Source organism: Amycolatopsis granulosa (genome assembly GCF_011758745.1).
Classification (GTDB): Bacteria; Actinomycetota; Actinomycetes; order Mycobacteriales; family Pseudonocardiaceae; genus Amycolatopsis_E; species Amycolatopsis_E granulosa.
Map to the genome: position 1 here is coordinate 3,834,151 of NZ_JAANOV010000001.1, position 21,674 is coordinate 3,855,824.

The following is a 21,674-nucleotide window of genomic DNA, read 5'->3' on the forward strand; positions in this document are numbered from 1 at the left end:
CTGCGAAGGGCGGGCGCGATGGCCGAGTTCAACGCCGCGGACTACCTGGTCGACCGGCACGTCCGGGACGGTGACGGCGCCCGCACCGCGGTCGTCACGGCCGCTCGCACGCTGACCTACGCCGAGCTCTCCGACGCGGTGCACCGCGTCGCCGGCGGGCTCGCGGACATCGGCGTGCGGCCGGAGGAGCGGGTCATGCTGTGCATGGTCGACGGCATCGAAATGCTCACCGGCATCCTCGGCGCGATGTGCGCCGGCGCGGTGCCGGTGCCGGTGTCGACCATGGTCACCGGGCCGGAGCTGGGCCGGGTGCTCGCGGATTCGCGGGCGCGCGTGCTGTGCGTGTCGGGCGAGTTCACCGCGGCCGCGAAGGAGGCGGTCGAGCTGGCGCCGGAGGTCACCGACGTGGTCCTGGACCGCGCGGACCCGGCATCGTTCTCCCGGGTGTCCACACACGACTGGACCCGGCTGTCGACCGCGGGCCCCCGGGAAACCTACGCCACCTGGGCGGATTCACCCGCGCTGTGGTTGTACACCTCCGGCACGACCGGGCAGCCGAAAGGTGCGATGCACCGCCACGCGAGCATCCGCGCGGTGTGCGAGACCTACGGCCGCCAGGTGCTCGGCATCCGGCCGGAGGACCGGTGCTTCTCGGTCGCGAAGCTGTTCTTCGCCTACGGCATCGGCAATTCCGCGTTCTTCCCGCTGTCGGCCGGGGCGAGCACGGTGTTCGAACCGGGACGGCCGACACCGCAGCTGGTGGCCGACCGGGTGCGCACCGAGCGGCCGACGTTGTTCTTCGGCGTGCCGACGTTCTACTCCGCGCTGCTGGCCGCGGACCTGCCGGCCGACACGTTTTCGTCGGTGCGGCAGGCGGTTTCCGCGGGCGAGCCGCTGCCGGCGGTGATCTACGAACGGTTCCTCGCCAGGTTCGGGGTGGAGATCCTGGACGGCATCGGATCGACCGAGGCGCTGCACATCTTCCTGTCCAACCGGCCGGGCGAGGTGGTGCCCGGCACCACCGGGTTCGCGGTCCCCGGGTACGAGCTGGAGATCCGTGACCCGCTCGGCAGGCTGATCGACAGCGCCGGGCAGCCGGGGGAACTGTACGTGCGCGGGCCGTCGACCGCGTTCGGCTACTGGAGCCGGTACGAGACGTCCAAGCACGTGTTCCAGGGCGAATGGCTGCGGACGGGGGACAGCTACGTGCGCAATCCCGACGGCACCTACACCTGCCTGGGCCGGTTCGACGACATGCTCAAGGCGGGCGGCATCTGGGTGTCGCCCGCGGAGGTCGAGCAGCGGTTGCTCCAGCACCCGGACGTGGCCGAGGTGGCGGTGGTGGCGGCGCCCGGCTCGGACGGCATCGAGAAGCCGGTGGCGTGCGTGGTGCCCGCCGCCGGCCACGAGGTGGATCCGGATGCGCTGATCGACTTCTGCCGGGAGGGGCTCGCCGCGTTCAAACGGCCGCGTGCCGTGGTCGCGGTCGCGGAGCTGCCGAAGACCGCGACCGGCAAGATCCGCCGGAACGTGATCCGCGAGCTGGTGCGGGACTCGCTGCGGCCGGGGGCGCTCACGTGATCGACGGCTACACCGTGGTGGACGCGCACGTCCACCCGCCGCGGCTGAGCACGCTGAAACCGGCATGGCTGGAGTGGGCCGAGCAGTTCTCCGGGCCGCACGACTGGCGCTCGGTCTACGACACCGGGGGAAACGTCGTGCCCGAGCGGCTGGACGCCCTGTTCGAATCCGAAGGGGTCGACCGGGCACTGTTGTTCTGCGAGTACAGCCCGCGCGCGACCGGGATCCAGCCGATCGAGGACAACCTGCCGATCGTCGAGCACAACCCGGAGCGGTTCCGCCTGGTGGCGAACGTGAACCCGTACCTGCACCACCCGGTGGCGGCCGAGGTGGAGCGGCAGCTCGACCTCGGTGCGGTGGCGCTGAAGATCCACCCGGTGCACGGCGCGTTCTCGCCGGGGGACAAGGAGCTGTACGCGGCGTACCACGTGTGTGCCGAGCGCGGGGTGCCGGTGATCATCCACTCGGGCACGAGCAGCTTTCCCGGTGCCCGTGCGAGCTTCGGCAACCCGGAGCTGATGTCCGACGTCGTCGAGGACTTCCCGTCGGTGCCGTTCGTGTTCGCCCACGGCGGCCGCGGGTGGTGGTACGACGTGGCCGCGTTCCTGGCCCTGACACGCGACAACGTGTGGCTCGACCTCGCCGGCCTGCCACCGAGGAAGCTGCCCGAGTACTACGCGCGGTTCGACTTCACCCGGCTCGCCGGCCGGTTCGTGTTCGGCACGGACTGGCCGGGCGTCCCCGGCACGCGCCGGAACGTCCAGGCGCTGGCCGAGCTGGGCCTGCCGGAGGCCGTGATGCGGGACGTGCTGGCCGGCAACGCCGCGAAGCTGTTCCCGGGCCTGGGGATCTGACCGCCAACCCGGTGCGTCGAGCAGCAAACACGTCGCAGCGGCATCTTTGCCGATCCGGGCGCCGTGTTTGTCGTTCCGGGTGGCACTGCCGTAGTGCAGGTGCTCCCGAAACCCGCCACCGTCCCGGTGCTGCATCGCCGCGTGGCGGCAACGGGACGGAACCGTCCGGAGGCCGGGCTGTCTCACCGCCGCACGCGACGCAGTCAACCGGCCAGGCGCCGGGTTGTTCGGTGCCCGGCCGTTGTTGCTCAGCGCATGACCTGGTGCAGGCAGAGGACGTTGCCTTCGGAGTCGGTGAACCAGGCGGCCTTTTCGTTGCCCATCGTGGCGATGTGGTCCTGGGTGCGCAGGTCGCCGGAGTCGAAGTCGGCGAAGTGCACGCCGCGGGATTCCAGGTCGCGCACTTCGGACGCGATGTCACCGACCTCGAAGCTCAGTGCGGTGTTCTCGCTCGGTTTGGTGTCCGGCAGCGGCCGCAGGCCGATCACGTGACCGGAGCCGGCCTCGAAGAAGCAGGTCCCGTCGGGGCCGGTTTCGGTCTGCCGCAGGCCGAGCTGGTCACCGTAGTAGTGCCGTGCCCGTTCGGTGTCCTGCGCGGGGAGCATGTGGGTGATGGTGGACGTGGTGAGCATGTCGCCTCCTTCTCCAGCGACGAGAGCATTCATGGTGCGCCTCGGGACTGGCGGGGGCAACGGGGGTGTCAGCTGGTGCCGTTCACTTCGCGCAGGGTGCGCATCGCGTCGGCCAGTGCCTGCGACGCCTCCGGTCCCAGCGGCTCCAGCACGCGTCGCCGGAGGATCTCGGCGCACGCCTGGCGCGCCTTCTCCGCGACCTCGCGCCCGTGCTCGGTGAGGCAGGCGAACGTCACGCGCCGGTCGTCCGGGCTCGGTTGGCGGGTGATCAGACCGGCGGCGGTGAGGCGGTCGGCCACCTTGGTGAATCCGCCGCTGGACAGCGCCGCCTCGGTGGCCAGCCGCGTCATCGGCATGCGGTGGCCGGGCGTGCGCACCAGCCGGAGCAGGATGTCGAACGGCGCCGGCGCCAGACCGAACCGCTCGGCGATCTCGTCCATGAGTCGATCCTGTGTGGCGAGGTACCCCTCGATGACGAGGCCCCACCAGGTCACGATCTCGTCGTCGCCGGGCATGGTCACCCCGTGACTGTACCAGCATAATTCTTTCTGGAATATATCTTGCTGGCGAGAGGTTGTTCCGGTGGTCCCGGGGTCCGGCGAAGGAGCAGACGATGTCCATCAAGACCAGCGGCTTGCACCACGTGACCGCGATCGGCGGCGACCCGCAGCGCAATGCCGGCTTCTACCTGCGCACCCTCGGCCTGCGCCTGGTGAAGACCACCGTCAACTTCGACGATCCAGGCACCTATCACCTGTACTACGGCGACCAGTCCGGGAAGCCGGGCACGCTGATGACCTTCTTCCCCCGGCCGGACGCGCCGAGCGGCCGCATCGGCACCGGTCAGGCCACCACCACCGCGTTCTCCGTGCCGGAGCGCTCGATCGGGTGGTGGAAGGACCACCTGGCCGACGCCGGCATCACCACCGGCCGCATCGCCAACCGCGCGGGTGAAGACGTCCTGACCTTCCGCGACCCGGACGGCCTCCAGCTCGCGCTCGTCGCGCATCCGCAGGGTGACCCGCGCGATCCGTGGGACAACGGGCACGTCCCGGCCGAGCACGCGATCCGCGGCCTGCACTCGGTCACCCTCTCGGTCACCGAGGAGGACGCGACCGCCGAGATGTTCGCTGAGCTGGGCCTGACGTTCGCCGGACAGGACAGCAACCGCCTGCGCTTCACCGCCGGCGAGGGCGGCCCGGGCGCGATGGTCGACGTGCTGGTCACCCCCGGCACACCGCGCGGGCTGGTCGCCACCGGCACCGTGCACCACGTCGCGTGGCGCGCGCCGGACGAGACCAGCCAGGCCGCCTGGCGCGAGGAGCTGGTCGACCGGGGAGTGCACGTCACCTCGATCCTGGACCGGCGGTACTTCCGCTCGATCTACTTCCGCGAGCCGGGCGGGACGTTGCTGGAGATCGCGACCGACCAGCCCGGGTTCGCCGTCGACGAGCCGCTGCTGGAGCTGGGCCGCGCGCTCAAGCTGCCGCCGTGGCTGGAGCCGGACCGCGAGCAGATCGAGCGCGCGCTGCCGAAGCTGGACATCCCGGGCGAGAACAACCGGGTGGACCGGACCGGCCGTTCCTAGAACTCGGTGGGCCGCATCAACGCGTCGGAACCGCCGTCGATCGCGAACTGGGCGCCGTGGATGTAGCCGGCGTGCGGTCCGAGCAGGTAGACGATCAGCGCGGCCACTTCCTCCGGTGTCCCGTGACGCGCAATGGGCGGCTGGTAGCTGCGGATCGCGTCGCCGTAACGGGACGCCAGCCCGGCCCGCAGCAGGGGAGTGTCGACCGCCCCGGGCGCCACGGTGTTCAGCCGGACCCCGGCCGCACCCCATTCGGCGACCCGTTGTCGCACCGCGACCGTCACCGCGTTCTTCGACCACGAGTACGCGAGATGCCCGGCGAACTCACCGGCGTCGGCCAGCGCGGCAGCCTCCGCGCCGCGGGAGATGGGGTTGTCCGCCCACCGGACCATCGTCGACGCGGACGACGACACCGCCACCGCAGCCCCGCGCAGCGCGGGGAACAGGCCGTCCAGCACCTCGACCGCGCCACGGTAGTTCACCTCGATGATCCGCATCGGATCCGGCACGTGCGGCCCGACTCCGGCGCACAGGACGAGCCCGTCCAGCTCGGGCGCCCGGCCGAGCACACCGCCGATCGCCGCACGGCGACCGTCCGATGTGGATAGATCGGCGCAGACCTCGACATCGCGCAGGTCCACACCGATCACCCGGTGCCCCGCCGTCCGCAGCGCCGAGGCCACCGCGGCACCGATTCCCGACGCGGCACCGGTCACGGCGATCACGTCAGCACACATCGCGTCCCCCGGTAGATCGTCGGCATGCACTTGTTGCAGTGCACGCACAGCGAGCGCGCCCCGGAGCGCAGCCGCAGCGGCAGGTCCGGCTCGCGCAGCAGCGCTCGTGCCATCGCGACGAACGCGAAACCTTCCGCCAGCGCCCGTTCCATCGTCTCCAGCCGGGTGATCCCGCCCAGCAGGATCAGCGGCAACTCCAGCGCCGCCCGGAACTGCCGGGCCCGGTCCAGCAGGTACGCCTCCTGGAACGGATAGCTGCGCAGGAACGCACGGCCACCCGCCCGCACCCCCCACCGCACCGGCCGGGGGAACACCTCCGCGAACTCCCGCACCGGCGCGTCGCCGGTGAACAGGTACATCGGGTTCAGCAGCGAGCTTCCCGCGGTCAGCTCCAGCGCGTCGAGCGTCCCGTCCGCCTCCAGCCACCGCGCTACCTGCACGCTCTCGTCCAGCCAGAACCCGCCGGGCACGCCGTCATCCATGTTGAGCTTCGCCGTCACCGCGATGCGGTCGCCGACGGCGTCCCGCACCGCCCGCGCGACCTCCAGCGCCAGCCGGGCCCGGTTGGCCGGTGAACCGCCGTAGGAATCGGTGCGCCGGTTGAGCCGCGGACTCAGGAAGGAACTGACCAGGTAGTTGTGTCCGAAGTGGAGTTCCACGGCGTCGAAGCCGGACTCGATCGCCAGCCGAGCGGCCGAGGCGTGTGCGCGCACCACCCGGGACAGATCGTCCACAGTGGCCGATCGCGTGAACCGCATCCCCAGCGGGTTGGGGAACCGGCCCGGCGCCAGCGCGGGTAACCGGTTGGATGCCGCGTTCGCGACCGGACCCGCGTGACCGATCTGCGCGCTCACCGCGGCACCCTCCGCGTGCACGGCGTCGGTGAGCCGCCGCAGGCCCGGCACCGCCTCCGCGCGCATCCAGATCTGGTGCCGGTCGGTCCGGCCCTCGGGGGACACCGCGCAGTAGGCCACCGTGGTCATCCCGGCCCCGCCGCGCGCCACTCGCCGGTGGAACTCGATCAGCCGGTCGGTGACCAGCGCGTCCGGTGTCGCGCCCTCGAACGTCGCCGCCTTGATGATCCGGTTGCGCAACCGGACCGGGCCCAGCTGCGCGGGCGCGAACACCGTGAACGCCTCGGACGACTCGGACAACTCCGTCATGATTCCGCCAGCCCGGCGGTGACGAACGCCCGCAGCGTCCCGGCCGGGACGTCCCCGGGCACCCCGCCGGCGAAGAACTGGAGCACCAGCCCGAAGGCGAGCAGCCACCGCTGCGCGGCCGCGACCTGCGACAGCTCCGGGCGCGCGTCCCGCAGCAGCTCGATCCACGGCTCCAGCCCGAACCAGCGTGACGTCCACGCCGCCTCCCGCCGTCCCAGCACGAACCGGGCCAGCAGGCGCAGCCGCAACCGGCCGACCGGGTCCGCGGCGAGCTCGGCCAGCGGGGTCACGACGAGGTCGACCAGTTCGGGCACCGTCGGTACCCATCCGTCGCGCCGGCGTTCGGTGACCTCGTCCAGCCGCTGCCGCCACACGGGCGCGAGCCGGGTCTCCAGCAGCGCCGCGATCAGGGCGTCCTTCGAGCCGAAGTGGTAGTGCACCGCGGCCGGGTTCATGCCGGCCGCGGTGTTGATGGCGCGCACGGACACGCTGTCGTAGGCGTCGCCGCCGGATTCGAGCAACAGGCGCTCGGCGACCGTCAGCAGCCGCTCGCGCGTGGTGGCATCGGTGCTCGGCACCCCTCCAGCGAACCACATGCCCATCACCGAATCAATCACTGATTGACCCGCGCCGGGCGGCAGAATGGGGGCATGGCGGACGCGGTGCGCAGGTGGGCGCGGCAGCTGGCGGACTGGGCCATTCCGGAGCACATCCTGGCCGCCGCTCCCGAGTCGCCCTGGGTGGTGCCCCGCACGGTGTTCGCCCGCCGGGCGGACCGGCAGATCGCGGAGCCCGGGACGCCGACGCACCAGGCCGTCCTGGACGCGCTCCCGGGCACCGTGCTCGACGTCGGCGCGGGCGCCGGTGCCGCGAGCCTGCCGTGCGCGCGGGCGATCACGCACGTCACCGCGGTGGACACCAGCGCCGCGCTGCTCGCCGAGTTCCGCCGGCGGGCCGAGGCGCTGTCGCTGTCCCACACCGAGGTCGAGGGGCGGTGGCCGGACGTCGCGGTCGGGCCGGCCGACGTCGTCGTCTGCGCCCATGTCCTCTACAACGTGCCGGACCTCGCGCCGTTCGTCGCCGCGCTCACCGCGCACGCGCGCCGCAAGGTCGTCGTCGAGCTGGCGCATGCGCACCCGTTGACCAGCCTCAACCCGCTGTGGCGGCACTTCCACGGTATCGACCGCCCGTCCGGTCCCACGGCCGCGGACGCGATCGCCGCGCTGCGCGAACTCGGCGTCGAACCGGAGGTCGTGCGCTGGCGCAAGGCCCCGAAGCCGGAGTACGAGCGCTTCGACGAGCTGGTCGACGTCACGCGGCGCCGCCTGTGCCTGCCCGCCGGGCGCGCGGACGAGGTGGCCGAGGTGCTGCGGGGCCTCGGCGTGGACGAGGGGATGCCGCCCGATCTGGGGTCCTCCGGCCGGGAAGTGGTCACGCTCAGCTGGCCGGGTCGCCGGCCGGGGTGACTTCGACCTGCGGGAAGGCACCCACCCGAGCACAATTCGGTTATGACGCACGCGCAGGGGGACAAGCCGGTGAGCGGCACCCCACCTCAGCCGCCCGTGACGAAACCAGCACCCGCGAAACCGGTCCGGATCAACCGCACCCGGGTCAGCGGCACCTGGTTCGCGATCATCATCGCCTTGATCATCCTGATCTTCCTGCTGATCTTCATCCTGCAGAACCTGGCCTCGACCACGGTCACCTTCCTCGGCATGCAGGGCAGCCTGCCGCTGGCCGTCGCGATGCTGTTCTCCGCGATCGCCGGTGCGGTGCTCGTCGCCCTGGTCGGCGGTGCCCGGATCGTCCAGTTGCGCAAGGCGACGCGGAAGGCGAACAAGGTGGTGCGCTGACCCGGCCGTACCATCGTCCCCGGAAACGGGGTGATGCGGTTGACCAGCGAGAACCTGCCGAGTTCGCCGGAGAGCGGCGACGAGAACCTGCTGCGCCGGGCGGGACGGCTCGCCGGGTGGGCCGCGCGCACCGGGGTCACCCTCGGCCGCCGCCTGCCGGTGCCCGGTCTGGAACTGGCCGGTGAGGGGTTGCGGCAGGTCGAACGTCAGGTCCTGACCGGTCTGCGCCGCCGCCTCGACGAGGTCGACGACCCGTACGTGATCGCGCTGAACGCGGCGGGCACCGAGCACGCGCCGGACCCGGCCGGCGAGCTGGTCCCCGCCCGCGAGCCGCTGCGGGCCGCCATGAAGGAACTGCTCGACCGCTCCGTCGGTTTCCGCCGGGACCAGGCTCGCGAGTACCTCTACGCGACCGTGCTGCGGCAGCTGACGCCGGACGAGGCCCGCATCATCGCCACCCTCGCGACCGGCGCGGCCTTCCCTGTGATCGACGTCACCGAACGCGGCTTCGGTGGCGGCCGGACCATCCTGCGCAACGCCTCCACGGTGGGCAAGGCGGCCGGGGTGACCCTCGCCGACGAAGTGCCGGGCTACCTGACCCGGCTGTCCGGGTTCGGTCTGGTGGAGCTGGACGACGAGGCGTCCGAGCTGGAGTCGCAGTACGAGATCCTGGCGACCGAGGACCTGGTCCGCTCCGCGGTGAAGTCCGCCCGGCGGGCCCGGCTGGTGCGCCGGACCGTGCGCCTGTCGCGGTTCGGCAGGCGGTTCTGGGCCGCCTGCGATCCGGGCGACTGGGCTCGCGTGGTGTGAGCGCTGCCACTACCGTGTAACACGAGGTGCCTCAGGTGCGCTCTACGTGACAGACCCCCGCCTCGATTGCGGCCATAGCACACCGGGTTCGGCAACGCCAGCTCGCTGTTGTCATTCTCACGTGTGTTTCGTCGTTTTTGCAGGTAGCCAGCTTGTGGGTGACACGTTGCGCTGAACGACCTAATCATCTCTGTTAGGTTGTTTTGACATGTCCGGAAAGCACTTGATCGAAAATCCGACCAAGGCCGACGGGGCTGCGCTTTGGCGAATCGCGCGCGATTCGCAGAAGCTCGATCTCAACTCGCCTTACGCATATCTGCTGTGGTGCCGCGATTTCGCCGACACCTCGGTGGTGGCGCGGGTGGATGGCAATGCGGTCGGATTCGTGATCGCATATCGCCGCCCCGCGGCGCCGGATACGGCGCTCGTCTGGCAGGTTGCCGTCGACGCGTCCCAGCGGGGGCGGGGACTGGCCGGTTCCCTGCTCGACGACCTGTTCACGCGACTGGTGGCCGACGGGGTGCGATACCTGGAGACCACCATCACGCCCGACAACAAAGCGTCCATCCGCCTGTTCACCTCCTTTGCCGAGCGGTGGCAGGCGCATCTGGAGACCACTGAGCTGTTCAGCACGGCGGACTTTCCGGACGACGACACCCGGCACGAGCGGGAAGACCTTTATCGAATCGGCCCGCTCCAGCCGCGATAACGGCGAATTGGGCGAGGACGCCCGTGCGATTAGCTGTCGACCAGCACCAGTGAGGGGATAACCCAACGTGAGCATCTTCGAAAAGCTCGAATCCGAAGTGCGCAGCTACAGCCGGGGATGGCCGGTCGTGTTCGACCGGGCGCAGGGCACCCACCTCTACGGTGAGGACGGCCGCGCCTACCTCGACTTCTTCGCCGGCGCCGGCGCGCTGAACTACGGGCACAACAACCCCGTGCTCAAGCAGGCCCTGATCGACTACATCGAGCGCGACGGCGTCACGCACGCCCTCGACATGTTCACCGTCGCCAAGCGTGACCTGCTCGAGACGTTCGACGAGCACATCCTCAAGCCGCGCGACCTGGACTACAAGGTCATCTTCCCGGGCCCCGGCGGTGCCAACGCCGTCGAGGCGGCCCTGAAGCTGGCCCGCAAGGTCACCGGCCGCGAGTCGGTCATCAACTTCACCAACGCCTTCCACGGCATGACGATCGGCGCGCTGTCGGTCACCGGGAACTCGATGAAGCGGCACGGCGCGGGCATCCCGCTGGTCCACGCCACTCCGATGCCTTACGACCAGTACTTCGACGGGGCGTACCCGGACTTCCTGTACTTCGAGCGCCTGCTCGAGGACTCCGGCAGCGGGCTCAACGAGCCGGCCGCCGTGATCGTGGAGACCGTGCAGGGCGAGGGCGGCATCAACGCGGCCGGCATGGAGTGGCTGCGGGGCCTGGCCGACCTGTGCAAGCGGCACGACATCCTGCTGATCGTCGACGACGTGCAGATGGGCTGCGGCCGCACCGGCCCGTTCTTCAGCTTCGAGGACGCCGGGATCAAGCCGGACATCGTGTGCCTGTCGAAGTCGATCAGCGGCTACGGCCTGCCGATGGCGCTCACGCTCATCCGCCCCGAGCTCGACGTGTGGGAGCCCGGTGAGCACAACGGCACCTTCCGCGGCATCAGCCCCGCGTTCGTCACGGCCGCCGAGGCCCTGCGCACCTACTGGAGTGACGACTCGCTGGAGAAGGCGACCCGGGCCAAGGGTGAGCGCATCGGCGCGGCGCTGCAGGGCCTGGTCGACGCCTACCCCGACGCCCAGCTGACCGCCAAGGGCCGTGGCCTTGCCCGCGGTTTGGAGTTCCAGAACGGGGAACTCGCCAGCAAGGTGTGCGCGGCTGCCTTCGAACGCGGTCTGCTGATGGAGACCTCCGGGCCGGACGGCGAGGTGGCGAAGCTGCTGCCCCCGCTGACCGTCACCGACGCCGAGATCGGCGAGGGGCTGGAGATCATCGACGCCTCCGTCCAGGCCGTGCTCGGGAAGTAGAACAACGAGAAGAGGAGAAGTTTTGATCGTCCGGACCCTCGACGAGATCACCGACACCGACGCCGACATCAAGACGCCGAACTGGCGCTCGAAGCGGATCGTCCTCGCCAAGGAGAAGGTCGGTTTCTCGGTGCACGAGACCACGCTGTACGCGGGGACCGTCAACGACTTCTGGTACGCCAACCACATCGAGGCGGTCTTCGTCTACGAGGGCGAAGGCGAGATCACGAACAAGGAGACCGGGGAGACCTTCCAGCTGCGCCCCGGCTCGCTCTACCTGTTGAACAACCACGACAAGCACCAGGTCCGGCCGAAGACCGACATGAAGACCGTGTGCGTCTTCAACCCGCCGGTGACCGGCCGGGAGGTGCACGACGAGAACGGCGTGTACCCGCTGGTGGTCGAGGAAGACGCCGAAGCCACCGCCTGAGCCACCCCGAACGCGGATCCCCTACCGGAAGGCACATCGCATACAAGGAGGCGAACCGATTTGACGATCATGGAACCCGGTGTCCAGGACAGTTACCCCACGCGGGTCGCTGCCACCACCCAGCCCATCGACCGGGCCGACCCGACGGTCTGGGGCACCGAGGCCGACGGCCCGGTCGACGCGGCGACGCTCGCTTCGCACGACGCGAAGGGCTACCACATCGTCGAGGGGTTGCTCTCGCCCGCTGAGGTGCAGGGTTACTGGCAGGAGCTGGTCCGGCTCTCCAGCGACGAGCAGCTGAAGGCCGACGAGCGGGTGATCACGGAGAAGCAGACCGGCAGCGTCCGGTCGATCTTCGAGGTTCACAAGATCAGCGAGCTGATCGCGGAGCTGGTCCGCGACCCGCGGATCCTCGACCGGGCCCGGCAGATCCTCGGCTCCGAGGTGTACGTCCACCAGAGCCGCGTGAACTACATGCCGGGCTTCAAGGGCACCGGGTTCTACTGGCACTCCGACTTCGAGACCTGGCACGCCGAGGACGGCATGCCACGGCCTCGGGCGGTGAGCTGCTCGATCGCGCTGACCGACAACTACCCGTTCAACGGCGGCCTGATGGTCATGCCGGGCTCGCAGCGAACGTTCGTGCCGTGCGTCGGCGCGACCCCGGACGACTACTACAAGTCGTCGCTGAAGGAGCAGGAGATCGGCGTGCCCACCGAGGACGACATCACCAAGCTCGCCGCGGAGTACGGGATCGACCAGTTCACCGGGCCCGCCGGTTCGGCGTTGTGGTTCGACTCGAACATCATGCACGGGTCCGGCAACAACATCACGCCGTATCCGCGCTCGAACATCTTCCTGGTGTTCAACAGCGTCGAGAACGCGCTCGTCGAGCCGTTCGCGGCCGCGAAGCCCAGGCCGACCTTCATCGGCAGCCGGGACTTCACGCCTGTGACGCGGTAGACACCGGAAGAAGTGCGGGTCGGGTGTAGCCGGTTCATCGCGCCCTGTTACAGTGCCGCCACTGCGAACGGCGGCAGCATGGGTCTTCCTTGCTCGGGGTGAATTCCGTGTGACGCCGGTAGCGATGACGTGGCACACCCAGCCCCGTCACTTGTTTCACCGAGTGCGGCCCCGCACCATCAGATCGGGACTGATGGTGCGGGGCCGTACTCGTTGTCTGCCACGGCGCGGTGCTCGGGGAGGGGCCGGTGCGCGAGGGGTTGCGGGTCCGGCTGCTCGGCCCGGTGGAGCTTTCCGCGGGTGGCCGCGCGGTGCCGGTCGGCGGCGCGGGGGTGCGCGGGCTGCTCGCGATACTGGCGCTCGCGCCGAACCGGACCGTCGCCCTCGACGACCTGATCGACGCGCTGTGGCGGGACCCGCCGCCGACGGCGCGCACGATCGTGCACGGCAACGTCTCGCAGCTGCGCCGGGTCCTGCGGTCGCTGGGGACCAGCCAGGCGCGGATCGAGACCGCACCACCCGGCTACCGGCTGCGCATCGACCCGTCGCTGATCGACGTCCACCAGGCCCGCGCGTTGTCCGAGCGTGCCGAGGCCGCGCCGTTGAGCGAACGCGCGCGACTGCTGGCCGAGGCGTGGGCGCTGTGGCGGGGTCCGGAGCTGGGCGGGGTGCCGGAGTCGCTGCGCGCGCCCCAGCTGGCCGACCTGCGCAGGGCGGTGCACGGCGCCCGGGTCGACGCCGACCTGGCCCTCGGCCGTCACGAGGAGCTGATCACCGAGCTGACCCCGCTCGTCCGGCAGGACCCGCGGCGCGAGCGGACGGCCGGCCAGCTCATGCGCGCCCTCTACCACTCCGGCCGCCGGGCGGAAGCGCTCGAGGTGTACCGGGAGGTCGCGCGGTACGCGTCCCGGACGCTCGGCCTCGACCCCGGGCCGGACCTGCGTGCGCTGCACCAGCACGTGCTGCACGACGACCTCGCACCGGCTGCCGCCGCGGTCGACGTGCGGCGCGTCGTACCGCGCCAGCTGCCGCCCGCGGTCGCCGTGCTGGCCGGGCGCTCGGCGGACCTGGCGTGGCTGGACGGTCTGGACACGATCGGCGTGCTCACCGGGCCGCCCGGGATCGGCAAGAGCGCGCTGGCGGTGACCTGGGCGCACCGGGTGAGCGCCCGCTTCCCGGACGGTGTCCTGTTCGCTCCGTTGCACGGGTTCGACGCCGCACATGCGCCGATGCCCGTGACGGCGGTGCTCGCGCAGTTCCTGCTCGGGCTCGGGGTGCCGCCACCCGGGCTACCGCAGTCCGAGGACGAGCGGCTCGCGCTGTACCGGTCGCTGACCGGTGAGCGGCGGATGCTGGTCGTGCTCGACGACGCGCGGTCGGCCGACCAGGTGCGGCCGTTGCTGCCGCCCGGGCCGGGTTCGCTGGCCGTCGTGACGTCCCGGGCGCGGCTGGACGGGCTGACCGTGTCGCACGGCGCCCGGGTCCGGCCGCTGGCGCCCTTGGCGCGGGACGACTCGGTGCGGCTGATCGGCGAGGTGGCGGGCGAGGCGGCGGCCGGGCACCACGAGCAGCTGGCGCGGTTGTGCGGGGACCTGCCGCTCGCGCTGCGGATCGCCGGCGCCCGGCTGGCGGCCGCCCCGGCGTGGGCGGTGCCCGAGTTCGTGGCGGAGCTGGCGAGTGAGCGGACGCGGCTGGACGCGCTGGACGTGGACGACGCCGGGGTGCGGGCGGCGCTGGACGTGTCGTACCGGGGGCTGCCGGACGACGTCGCGGCTCTGTTCCGGGCGCTCGCGGCGTTTCCCGGGCCGACGGTGGGCCCGTTCCCGGCGGCGGCACTGGGCGACGTGCCGGTCGGCGAGGCGCGGCGGCGGTTGCGGGTGCTTGCGGCGCACCACCTGCTGGCCGAGAGCGGACCGGACGTGTTCACACAGCACGACCTGGTCCGGCTGTACCAGCGCGAGCTGGGTGGCGCGTCCCCGGCCGCGCTGGCCCGGGTGGTGCGCTACTACCAGGCGGCGGCCGACCGGGCACGGCGGTGCCTGTTGCGCATCGTCGACCCGCTGGAGTTCTCCGCCGGGCCGCTGCCCGAGCCGGCGGGCTTCGACGACGCGCTGGCGTGGTTCGCGGCCGAGTGGCCCAACCTCCTGGCGGTGCTGGAGGCCGCGGCGCAGGCCGGGCTGCACGGCGATGTCTGGCGCCTGGCTCGGGTGGTGCACACCTACCGCGTGGTGCGGCCCCTGTGGGACGAGTGGCAGCAGCTGGTCGCGCTGGGGATGTCGGCGGCGGAGGCGTGCGGGGACGCCGAGGCGCGCTTCTGGATGCTGATCTCGCGGTGCGCGCTGTCCCTGACGTTCGGCCCGGGAGCGCAGAGCCTGGCGGACGCGTCGGCCGCCGCGGCGCTGGCCGGCGCCGATTTCCGGCGCCGCATCTGCGCGATGATCCACCTCGGCAGCGCGCTGGGCTCCTGCGGCCGGCACGAGGAGGCGGTGGCGTGCCTGGGCGAGGCGATCGAGGCGGCGGCGCGGGCAGGTGCGGACGAGTTGCGGGGGCAGGCGCTGGCGAACTGCGCCGAGGTGGAGAAGGCGCGGGGCCGGTTCGCGCGGGCGATCGAGCACCAGCTCGCATCGCTGGAGATCGACCGGCGCCTCGGGGACGACAGCTACGTGGTGGTGTCGCTGAACAACCTGGCCGAGTCCTACCTCGGCCTGGGAGACGACGAGCGGGCGATGTCGTACGCGAGCGACGCGGTGGAGCTCGCGGCACGCCGGGGGTTCCAGCTGCAGGAGTCCGTCGGCCGGTTCACCGTGGGGCGGCTCCTGCGGCGCCGCGGAGACCTCGAAGGTGCCCGGCGGCAGGTCGAGCTGGCGGCGGAACTGCACGAGCGGGTGAGCCCCACCCCGTCGGCGGAGATGCGTGCCGAGCTGGCGGCACTGGCTTCCGCCGGGGGGTGACCTCGAACGTCTGCCGCGAGCCCGGGCCCGACCCTCACTGGTCGAACAGGTTCACTTCCGGCGTGATCTCCAGCAGCTCGTGCACCGGGCGGCCGCGACGGCCGTCGATCGTGGTGGTGCGGACGACCCGCAGGCGGGCGGTCACCGGGCGGTCCAGGTTCTCCTTGATCTGGTCCAGCAGATCCGGCGCCACCGCCCCCTGGATCGTCCCGCCGGTCTCGCGCTCCAGGTAGAAGATCCGGCGGCGCGTGCGGACCCCGTCCAGCCTGCCCGCCACCGTCTCGTAGCCGACCTCTTCCCGCGACTCGCGCAGGCTGCTGTGCAGCACCTTCGCCTGGTCGGTCGTCATGCTGCGCGTCACGTCCTCACCGGACGTCGGGGTCAGCTGCAACCCGATTCCGGTGTTCTTCACGACCGCGCTGACGATGTCGCTCACCGCGTTGCGCACCGTGTCCCGCTGCAGCAGCACCGCGTCCAGCGCGCCGTCGTCCGAACCGTTCGCCGGCAGGAAGTCGCACAGCTCCTTCACCGCCCGCTCGGACAGCGTCTCGATGCCGTCGTGGATCAACGCGTCGTCCGGTGCGGGCTCGGGGAACCCGAAGAAGATCGTGTTGCCTGCCTGCCCGCGCTGGATCAGCGGCGCCTTGTCCCGGTCCGTCTGCTGGACGTAGGTGATCTCGCCCTGCGGGTTGCGGATGATGTGCCCGACCTTCGCCGTCGCGTCCTGCAACGCCCGGCTGATGTCGGAGAACGTGTACGCGTCCAGGTTGGTCGGCCCCAGCATCGACACCCGCAGCAACGGCGATCGCGCGGTGCGCTCGAACTTCGCGTGCGCGGCCATCGCCGACGCGCGCGCCAGGTCGTCCAGCCACGTGCCGCCCGGGATCTCCTCGGCGATCCGCCGGAAGTCCATCATCACCACACCACCTCGGGGAAACCGCGGTGCCCGTCAGCCGACCAGGTGGCCGCCCAGGTCTCCTCGTCACCGGGGAAACACAGGAACCCGTCGAGCAACCCGCCGACGGGTTGCACCTGATCGAGGTACATCGCGGGCTGCCCGACGATCACGCCGCGCAGGGTCAGCAGCCCGTACAGCGAATCCCGCGCCGGGCCGGTCATGCGCTTGAGCCCGCCCCAGTCGTCCGGGATGAGCACCACGTCGAGGCCGCTGGGCACGTCGGGCGTCCGCGTGATGAACGAACCGCCGATCCACGCGCGGCCGCTCGGGATGATCCGGGCGACCGCGCCGAGGTAGCTGTTCAGGGCGCTGAACAGAATCTCGCGGGCGTTCTGGTGCGGCGCGTCGAAGACGAGACGTTCGTAGATGTCGGCCACGTCCGCCGGCAGCCGCCCGGGCGGCAGCACCCCCTGCGGGGTCCAATGGGGCAGCGGCATGGTCAGAAACTATCAGCGAGGCGCGGCGTCTCCGTTGAGGGTGGTGTGGCGACGGGCGGGCTCAGCAGCTCGCTCAGCTCGCCGCGGCGTGGTCGTCCGGCACCGGCGGAGCCACCACGAACGGCGCCAGCTGCGGCCGCTTCGGCGACAGCCCGTCACCCATCGACTCGCCACGCAGCTGCCGCCGGATCCAGGGCAGCAGGTGCGTCTTCGTCCACGCCAGGTCCGACCGGCGCAATGCGATCCAGTCCGCCCGCGTGCCGACGATCGGCCAGGGCTCGCGCCAGTCCTCAGCCGTGGGCACCCCCAGCACCTCGGCCGCGCGCAACGCGATCCGCCGGTGCCCCTCGGCCGTGAAGTGCAGCCGGTCGTCGCTCCAGGCGCGCGGGTCGTGCAGCACGTCCATCGCCCACATGTCGACGATCTTCGCGCCGTGCCGCGCCGCGCTGGTCCACAGGTGCGCGTTGTAGATGCCGATCTTGCCGCGCAACACGCTCATCACAGGGAGGTGCTTGGTGTCCGGACCGTTGAACACGAGCACGTCGATGCCGGCGGCGCGCAGCTTGCCGATCACCTCGTCCAGCTGCGCCGCGATCTCGTCCACGTCCGAGCCGGGCACGATCACGTCGTTGCCGCCCGCGCACAGCGTCACCAGGTCCGGCTTGAGCTCCAGCGCGATCGGCACCTGCTCCTCGACGATCTCGGCGAGCATCTTCCCGCGCAACGCCAGGTTGGCGTACTGGAACCCCGGTTCACCTTCGGCGAGGATCTCGGCGAGCCGGTCCGCCCAGCCCCGGAACGTCCCGTCCGGGTTCAGGTCGTTGAGCCCCTCGGTGAAGCTGTCACCGAGCGCGACATAGCTGTTGTACCCACGCACGCTGCCGTCCCCTTTCGCCAGCACCTCTAGAGCGCCCGCACCCCTTGAACAACTCAGCAGGATCCACGTCTAATCCCGGCCTACGCCACCGTCGGTTCAGTCCCGGGTCGCATTCCCTTGCCTTGTCGGCCTCCTGAGCTTCGCCATTACACCCTGCCCCGTGATCATGTGGTCAAGATCTCGATGGTAACTGCCGGCACCGACAGTTTTGGGGCAGGCTGGTGGGGTGACCGAACAAGCCACGCCGGAACGGGAATCGCTGGCCGACATCCTGGGGGGCCGCAACGGGGCGATCGACGCGAGCCTGCCGCCGCTGGCGTTCGTGATCGGCTGGCTGGCCGCGGGCTCCTCGATCGCCTGGGGCTCGGCCGCCGCGATCGCCGTGGCCGTGGTGGTGGGTGTCGTCCGGCTGGTGCGCGGTGACAAGGCACGGGCCGTGGTGGTCAGCCTCGCGGCGGTGATCGTGGCCGCGCTGATCGCGTTGCACACCGGCCGCGCCCAGGACTTCTTCCTGATCCAGGTGTTGTCCAACGTGGCCAGCGCGCTGTTGTGGGTGACCAGCGTGGTCGTGCGGTGGCCACTGCTGGGCGTGGTGGTCGGCCTGCTGCTCGGGCAGAAGACCCGGTGGCGGCGCGACCCGGACCTGGTGCGGGCCTACTCGCGGGCGAGCCTGGTGTGGTCGCTGCAGTACGTGCTGCGGGTCGCCGTCTACCTCCCGCTGTGGTGGGCGGGTGAGCTGGTGGCGCTGGGCGTTTCGCGCACCGTGCTGACGTGGCCGTTGCAGGCGCTGACCATCGCGGTGAGCGGGTGGGTGCTCTACCGCGCGCTGCCGCGGGACCACCCCGGCCTGCGGGTCGTGCGATCCGGGTAGCGGGGCAAGTAAGAGCCCCCGGCGAGGGGGAGTCCGGGGGCTTCCTGAACCGTACGCCGGGCGGCGCCGGCCGCGCTCGTGCTGTGCGCACGAAAAATGTCCGGATGTTTGGTCTCTGCTGACTCAGCCCGGTCGCCGGGCCGAGTCTTCGCCGAACGCCTCCACCGCGGCCAGCCAGGCCGCTCCGAGCACACCGTCGGAGCTGGCGAGGACCTCGAACCCGGCGAGTTTCGCGCGCACCCGCGCCCCCACCCGGGTGTCCTCGCCGAGCACGCTGCCGACCAGCACGATCGGCGAGTCCTCGCCCGGGTCCCGGGTCGCCAGTGCGGTCGCGACCAGCAGGTCCGCGGCGCGTTCGACGATGTCCGCCGCGGCCGGGTCGGCCACCGCGACCAGCGGCGCGAAGCGCGCCAGCCGGATCGGGGCCTCGGCGTTGGCGACCGTGATCAGCCGCCGCCACGCCAGGCGCCGGTCGGCCGGGTCGACCCCGGCCTCGGCGAGCACGGCGGTGGCCAGCGGCCCGAGCTCGGCGTCGCGCCCGAGTGCGGCCAGGGTCGCGCGCACCGCCTCCCGGCCGAGCCAGAACCCGGAGCCCTCGTCGCCGAGCAGCCAGCCGTACCCGCCCTCGGTGGCCACCATGCGGTGCCCGCGGATGCGGCCGGCGATCGAGCCCGTTCCCGCGATCAGAACCGTCCCGTCCGGCACGTCGGTGGCCGAGGCGAACGCGACCTCGGCGTCGGTCAGGACCACGACCGGGTCCAGCCCGAGGTCCCGCCACGTGCGGTCGAACAGGGCCGCGACGACCGGATCGGTCAGTTTGGCCGTGCCGGCCATGCCGATCACGCAGGCGCTCGCACCGGCCGGTTCCGGGTGCGCGCCGCGGATCGCCGCCGCCAGGTTCGCGACCGCCTCCGCCGGCGGGTGCGAGTTCGGGTTCGCGCCGCCCGCCCGGCCGGTGCCCAGCACGGTGCCGTCCGCGGCGACGGCCAGTGCGCGGGTGGACGTGCCACCCGCGTCGACTCCCAGCACGAACTTCATCGGGTCCGGGTCACCTTGTGCAGCCCGCGCGGGCGGTCCGGGTCGAGCCCTCGGGCCAGCGCCAGCCCGAGCGCGATCCGCTGCACCGGCAGCACCTCCAGCACCGGCGCGATTTCCTCGGCCACGGAAGGCACCGGGATGCGGACCGCGGCGGGCACGTCGTCCGCGGACGAGCCAAGGGCCAGCACGTCCGCGCCCCGGTCGGCGACGGCGGTCAGGACGTCCCTCAGCGCGGCGGCGCCCCGGCCGGCGCTGGTGATCGCCAGCACCGCGGTCTCCTCGTCCACGGCCGCGACCGGGCCGTGCAGCAGGTCCGCGCCGCTGTACGCGCGGGCCGCCAGATAGCTGGTCTCGGCGAGCTTGAGCGCCGACTCCAGGGCAGTCGCGTAGGAGTAGCCGCGGCCGGTGGTGATGATCCGGTCGACGAAGCGGTAGCGGTCCACCGCACGCTGCACGTCGATCTCCAGTGCCTGCCGGGCCAGCGGCTCGATGTCCGCCGCCGCCGACGCGTCGCCACCCCGGACCGCGTCGACGAGCAGGTACAACGCGAGCAGCGTGGCCGAGTAGGTCTTGGTGGCGGCCACCGCGGTCTCGGTGCCCGCACCGATGTCCACGGACAGCTGGGCGGCGCCGCCCAGGGGGGAGGCCGGTGTGTTCGTCACCGCGACCGTCAGTGCGCCCTGCTTGCGCGCCGTCTGGGTGAACTCGAGCAGATCGGGCGAGCCGCCGCTCTGGCTGACCGACACCAGCAGCACGTCCCGCAGGTCGGGGCGGGCGCCGTAGAGGGTCACCGTGGAGGGTGAGACGAGTCCGGCCGGCAGGCCGAGCAGGACCTCGATGAGGTACTTCGCGTACAACGCCGCGTGGTCGCTCGACCCGCGCGCGGCCAGCAGTGCGAACCGTGGCGGTCGCCGCGCGATTTCCCGGGCGACCTGGGCGATTTCGGCGCGGCGGGCCACCAGTCCACCCAGCACGGCCGGCTGATCGGTGATCTCGGCGGCCATGTGCTGTCCGGGGTTGCTCATCCCTGATCCCTTCGCAGGTCTAGACCAATGTTACCCCGGGCGCGCGCCCCGGAGGAAAGGGTAGTTTCATCCTGCGCCAGGGGCGCGGTTCGAGGAGGAGTTCGGTCATGTTGGAGTCACCTGCGCGCGGTCAGCGCGAGCCCAAGTACTGGGCGTTGAAGCAGCATCTGCTCGACCTGCTGGAGACGATGCCGCCGGGTTCGCCGATCCCCACCGAGCGCGCGCTGGCCACCGAGTTCGCGGTCTCCCGCACCACCGTGCGCCAGGCGCTCGCGGACCTGACCGCCGAGGGCCGGCTGCACCGCGTCCAGGGCAAGGGCACGTTCGCGGCCGAGCCGAAGCTGGCGCAGCGGTTGCAGCTGTCCTCCTACACCGAGGACATGCGCGCGAAGGGCCGTGAGCCGTCGTCGAAGCTGCTCGAGGTGGAGGAGCTGACGGCCGAGCCCGAGCTGGCGAAGCTGCTCGGCATCCGCAACGGCGCCAAGGTACTGCGGATGCGCCGCCTGCGGCTGGCCGACGGCGAACCGATGGCGCTGGAGACCACGCACCTGCCGCTGGGCCGGTTCCGCGGCCTGCGCAAGCACGTGTCGTCGGGCGGTTCGCTGTACGCGGTGTTGCGGGAGCACTACGGCGTGGAAATGGACAGTGCGGAGGAAACCATCGAGACCGCCCTCGCCGGGCCGCAGGAGGCCGACCTGCTGGGCGCCGACGTGGGCACGCCGATGCTCCTGCTGTCCCGGCATTCGTTCGCCACGGACGGCAAACCGGTCGAATTCGTGCGGTCGATCTACCGGGGTGACCGGTACAAGTTCGTCACCACCCTGCGGCGCCCCTGACCCTCACAAGATCTCTTGACGTGTCAAGGAATCGTTAACC

23 protein-coding genes are annotated in these 21,674 nt (G+C 71.4%); 13 read left to right on the forward strand and 10 right to left on the reverse strand.

Translation table 11 applies throughout. From position 1 onward, the window contains the following. Positions 1-18: 18 nt before the first annotated feature. Positions 19-1,581 (forward strand): benzoate-CoA ligase family protein, encoded by a 1,563-nt coding sequence (locus FHX45_RS18790; RefSeq protein WP_167103553.1) that lies wholly within the window; start codon positions 19-21, stop codon positions 1,579-1,581. Next, on the forward strand, positions 1,578-2,435 hold the full coding sequence (locus FHX45_RS18795; RefSeq protein WP_167103556.1) for an amidohydrolase family protein: 858 nt from the start codon (positions 1,578-1,580) through the stop codon (positions 2,433-2,435). Before FHX45_RS18790 ends, FHX45_RS18795 begins: the two co-directional genes overlap by 4 nt. A gap of 248 nt (positions 2,436-2,683) precedes the next feature. Here the strand turns inward: FHX45_RS18795 and FHX45_RS18800 are convergent, their stop codons facing one another. Together FHX45_RS18800 and FHX45_RS18805 are read right to left on the reverse strand one after the other, a co-directional pair. After that, positions 2,684-3,067 carry a VOC family protein gene (locus FHX45_RS18800; protein WP_167103559.1) on the reverse strand — a complete coding sequence of 128 codons (384 nt, stop codon included), beginning with the start codon at positions 3,065-3,067 and terminating at the stop codon, positions 2,684-2,686. A gap of 68 nt (positions 3,068-3,135) precedes the next feature. Beyond that, positions 3,136-3,582: a MarR family winged helix-turn-helix transcriptional regulator gene (locus FHX45_RS18805; RefSeq protein ID WP_208407279.1), complete on the reverse strand. Its 447-nt coding sequence runs from the start codon at positions 3,580-3,582 to the stop codon at positions 3,136-3,138. Between the two features lie 98 nt (positions 3,583-3,680). On the opposite strand from FHX45_RS18805, the gene FHX45_RS18810 reads away from it, so the two are divergent. After that, the gene (locus FHX45_RS18810; protein ID WP_167103565.1) at positions 3,681-4,655 is read left to right on the forward strand and encodes a ring-cleaving dioxygenase; all 975 of its coding nucleotides are present in this window, start codon (positions 3,681-3,683) and stop codon (positions 4,653-4,655) included. Here the strand turns inward: FHX45_RS18810 and FHX45_RS18815 are convergent. From FHX45_RS18815 to FHX45_RS18825, 3 genes are read right to left on the reverse strand one after another with little or no spacing between them, the layout of a single operon-like run. Further along, a complete protein-coding gene (locus FHX45_RS18815) occupies positions 4,652-5,380 on the reverse strand; it encodes an SDR family oxidoreductase (RefSeq protein ID WP_341771521.1) in 729 nt (242 codons plus the stop codon). The two genes, FHX45_RS18810 and FHX45_RS18815, sit on opposite strands and share 4 nt — an antisense overlap. After that, positions 5,377-6,555 carry an NADH:flavin oxidoreductase gene (locus FHX45_RS18820; protein WP_167103571.1) on the reverse strand — a complete coding sequence of 393 codons (1,179 nt, stop codon included), beginning with the start codon at positions 6,553-6,555 and terminating at the stop codon, positions 5,377-5,379. The genes FHX45_RS18815 and FHX45_RS18820 overlap by 4 nt, the downstream gene beginning before the upstream one ends. Continuing rightward, on the reverse strand, positions 6,552-7,133 hold the full coding sequence (locus tag FHX45_RS18825) for a TetR family transcriptional regulator (RefSeq protein ID WP_167103574.1): 582 nt from the start codon (positions 7,131-7,133) through the stop codon (positions 6,552-6,554). Before FHX45_RS18825 ends, FHX45_RS18820 begins: the two co-directional genes overlap by 4 nt. Before the next feature lie 72 nt (positions 7,134-7,205). Here FHX45_RS18825 and FHX45_RS18830 point away from each other — a divergent pair, with 72 nt between their 5' ends. The 8 genes from FHX45_RS18830 (at position 7,206) to FHX45_RS18865 (ending at position 15,592) form a co-directional block, all read left to right on the forward strand. Next, positions 7,206-8,021: a class I SAM-dependent methyltransferase gene (locus FHX45_RS18830; RefSeq protein WP_167103577.1), complete on the forward strand. Its 816-nt coding sequence runs from the start codon at positions 7,206-7,208 to the stop codon at positions 8,019-8,021. A 42-nt stretch (positions 8,022-8,063) separates the two neighbouring features. Then, positions 8,064-8,408, forward strand: coding sequence for a LapA family protein (locus FHX45_RS18835; protein ID WP_167103580.1), 345 nt, complete (start codon positions 8,064-8,066; stop codon positions 8,406-8,408). Between the two features lie 33 nt (positions 8,409-8,441). Beyond that, entirely contained in the window at positions 8,442-9,218 is a 777-nt protein-coding gene (locus tag FHX45_RS18840; RefSeq protein ID WP_167103583.1) for an Abi-alpha family protein, read from the forward strand. 208 nt (positions 9,219-9,426) lie between these two features. Continuing rightward, on the forward strand, positions 9,427-9,927 hold the full coding sequence (gene ectA, locus FHX45_RS18845; protein ID WP_167103586.1) for a diaminobutyrate acetyltransferase: 501 nt from the start codon (positions 9,427-9,429) through the stop codon (positions 9,925-9,927). A gap of 67 nt (positions 9,928-9,994) precedes the next feature. Beyond that, complete coding sequence (gene ectB, locus FHX45_RS18850; protein ID WP_167103590.1) at positions 9,995-11,248, forward strand: diaminobutyrate--2-oxoglutarate transaminase; 1,254 nt, start codon at positions 9,995-9,997, stop codon at positions 11,246-11,248. 22 nt (positions 11,249-11,270) lie between these two features. Then, positions 11,271-11,678, forward strand: a complete 408-nt coding sequence (locus tag FHX45_RS18855; protein WP_167103592.1) for an ectoine synthase — start codon at positions 11,271-11,273, stop codon at positions 11,676-11,678. Between the two features lie 69 nt (positions 11,679-11,747). Beyond that, positions 11,748-12,641, forward strand: a complete 894-nt coding sequence (gene thpD / locus FHX45_RS18860) for an ectoine hydroxylase (RefSeq protein ID WP_167109179.1) — start codon at positions 11,748-11,750, stop codon at positions 12,639-12,641. A gap of 248 nt (positions 12,642-12,889) precedes the next feature. Further along, positions 12,890-15,592, forward strand: coding sequence for a BTAD domain-containing putative transcriptional regulator (locus FHX45_RS18865; protein ID WP_167103595.1), 2,703 nt, complete (start codon positions 12,890-12,892; stop codon positions 15,590-15,592). A gap of 34 nt (positions 15,593-15,626) precedes the next feature. On the opposite strand, the gene FHX45_RS18870 is transcribed toward FHX45_RS18865, so the two are convergent. The 3 genes from FHX45_RS18870 to FHX45_RS18880 form a co-directional block, all read right to left on the reverse strand. Continuing rightward, positions 15,627-16,505 carry a hypothetical protein gene (locus FHX45_RS18870; RefSeq protein ID WP_208407281.1) on the reverse strand — a complete coding sequence of 293 codons (879 nt, stop codon included), beginning with the start codon at positions 16,503-16,505 and terminating at the stop codon, positions 15,627-15,629. A gap of 2 nt (positions 16,506-16,507) precedes the next feature. Continuing rightward, entirely contained in the window at positions 16,508-16,987 is a 480-nt protein-coding gene (locus tag FHX45_RS18875) for a DUF6932 family protein (protein WP_167103601.1), read from the reverse strand. 73 nt (positions 16,988-17,060) lie between these two features. Next, positions 17,061-17,864: a GDSL-type esterase/lipase family protein gene (locus tag FHX45_RS18880; protein ID WP_167103604.1), complete on the reverse strand. Its 804-nt coding sequence runs from the start codon at positions 17,862-17,864 to the stop codon at positions 17,061-17,063. Between the two features lie 226 nt (positions 17,865-18,090). Here FHX45_RS18880 and FHX45_RS18885 point away from each other — a divergent pair, with 226 nt between their 5' ends. Further along, positions 18,091-18,735 carry a DUF3159 domain-containing protein gene (locus FHX45_RS18885; RefSeq protein WP_167103607.1) on the forward strand — a complete coding sequence of 215 codons (645 nt, stop codon included), beginning with the start codon at positions 18,091-18,093 and terminating at the stop codon, positions 18,733-18,735. Positions 18,736-18,858: 123 nt separating this feature from the next. Here FHX45_RS18885 and FHX45_RS18890 read toward each other — a convergent pair whose 3' ends face one another. Then, a complete protein-coding gene (locus tag FHX45_RS18890; RefSeq protein WP_167103610.1) occupies positions 18,859-19,773 on the reverse strand; it encodes an N-acetylglucosamine kinase in 915 nt (304 codons plus the stop codon). Continuing rightward, complete coding sequence (locus FHX45_RS18895; RefSeq protein WP_167109180.1) at positions 19,770-20,777, reverse strand: SIS domain-containing protein; 1,008 nt, start codon at positions 20,775-20,777, stop codon at positions 19,770-19,772. The genes FHX45_RS18890 and FHX45_RS18895 overlap by 4 nt, the downstream gene beginning before the upstream one ends. A gap of 128 nt (positions 20,778-20,905) precedes the next feature. Between FHX45_RS18895 and FHX45_RS18900 the strand changes: the two genes are divergently transcribed. Continuing rightward, entirely contained in the window at positions 20,906-21,634 is a 729-nt protein-coding gene (locus FHX45_RS18900) for a GntR family transcriptional regulator (protein ID WP_167103613.1), read from the forward strand. The last annotated feature ends 40 nt before the right edge of the window (positions 21,635-21,674 follow it).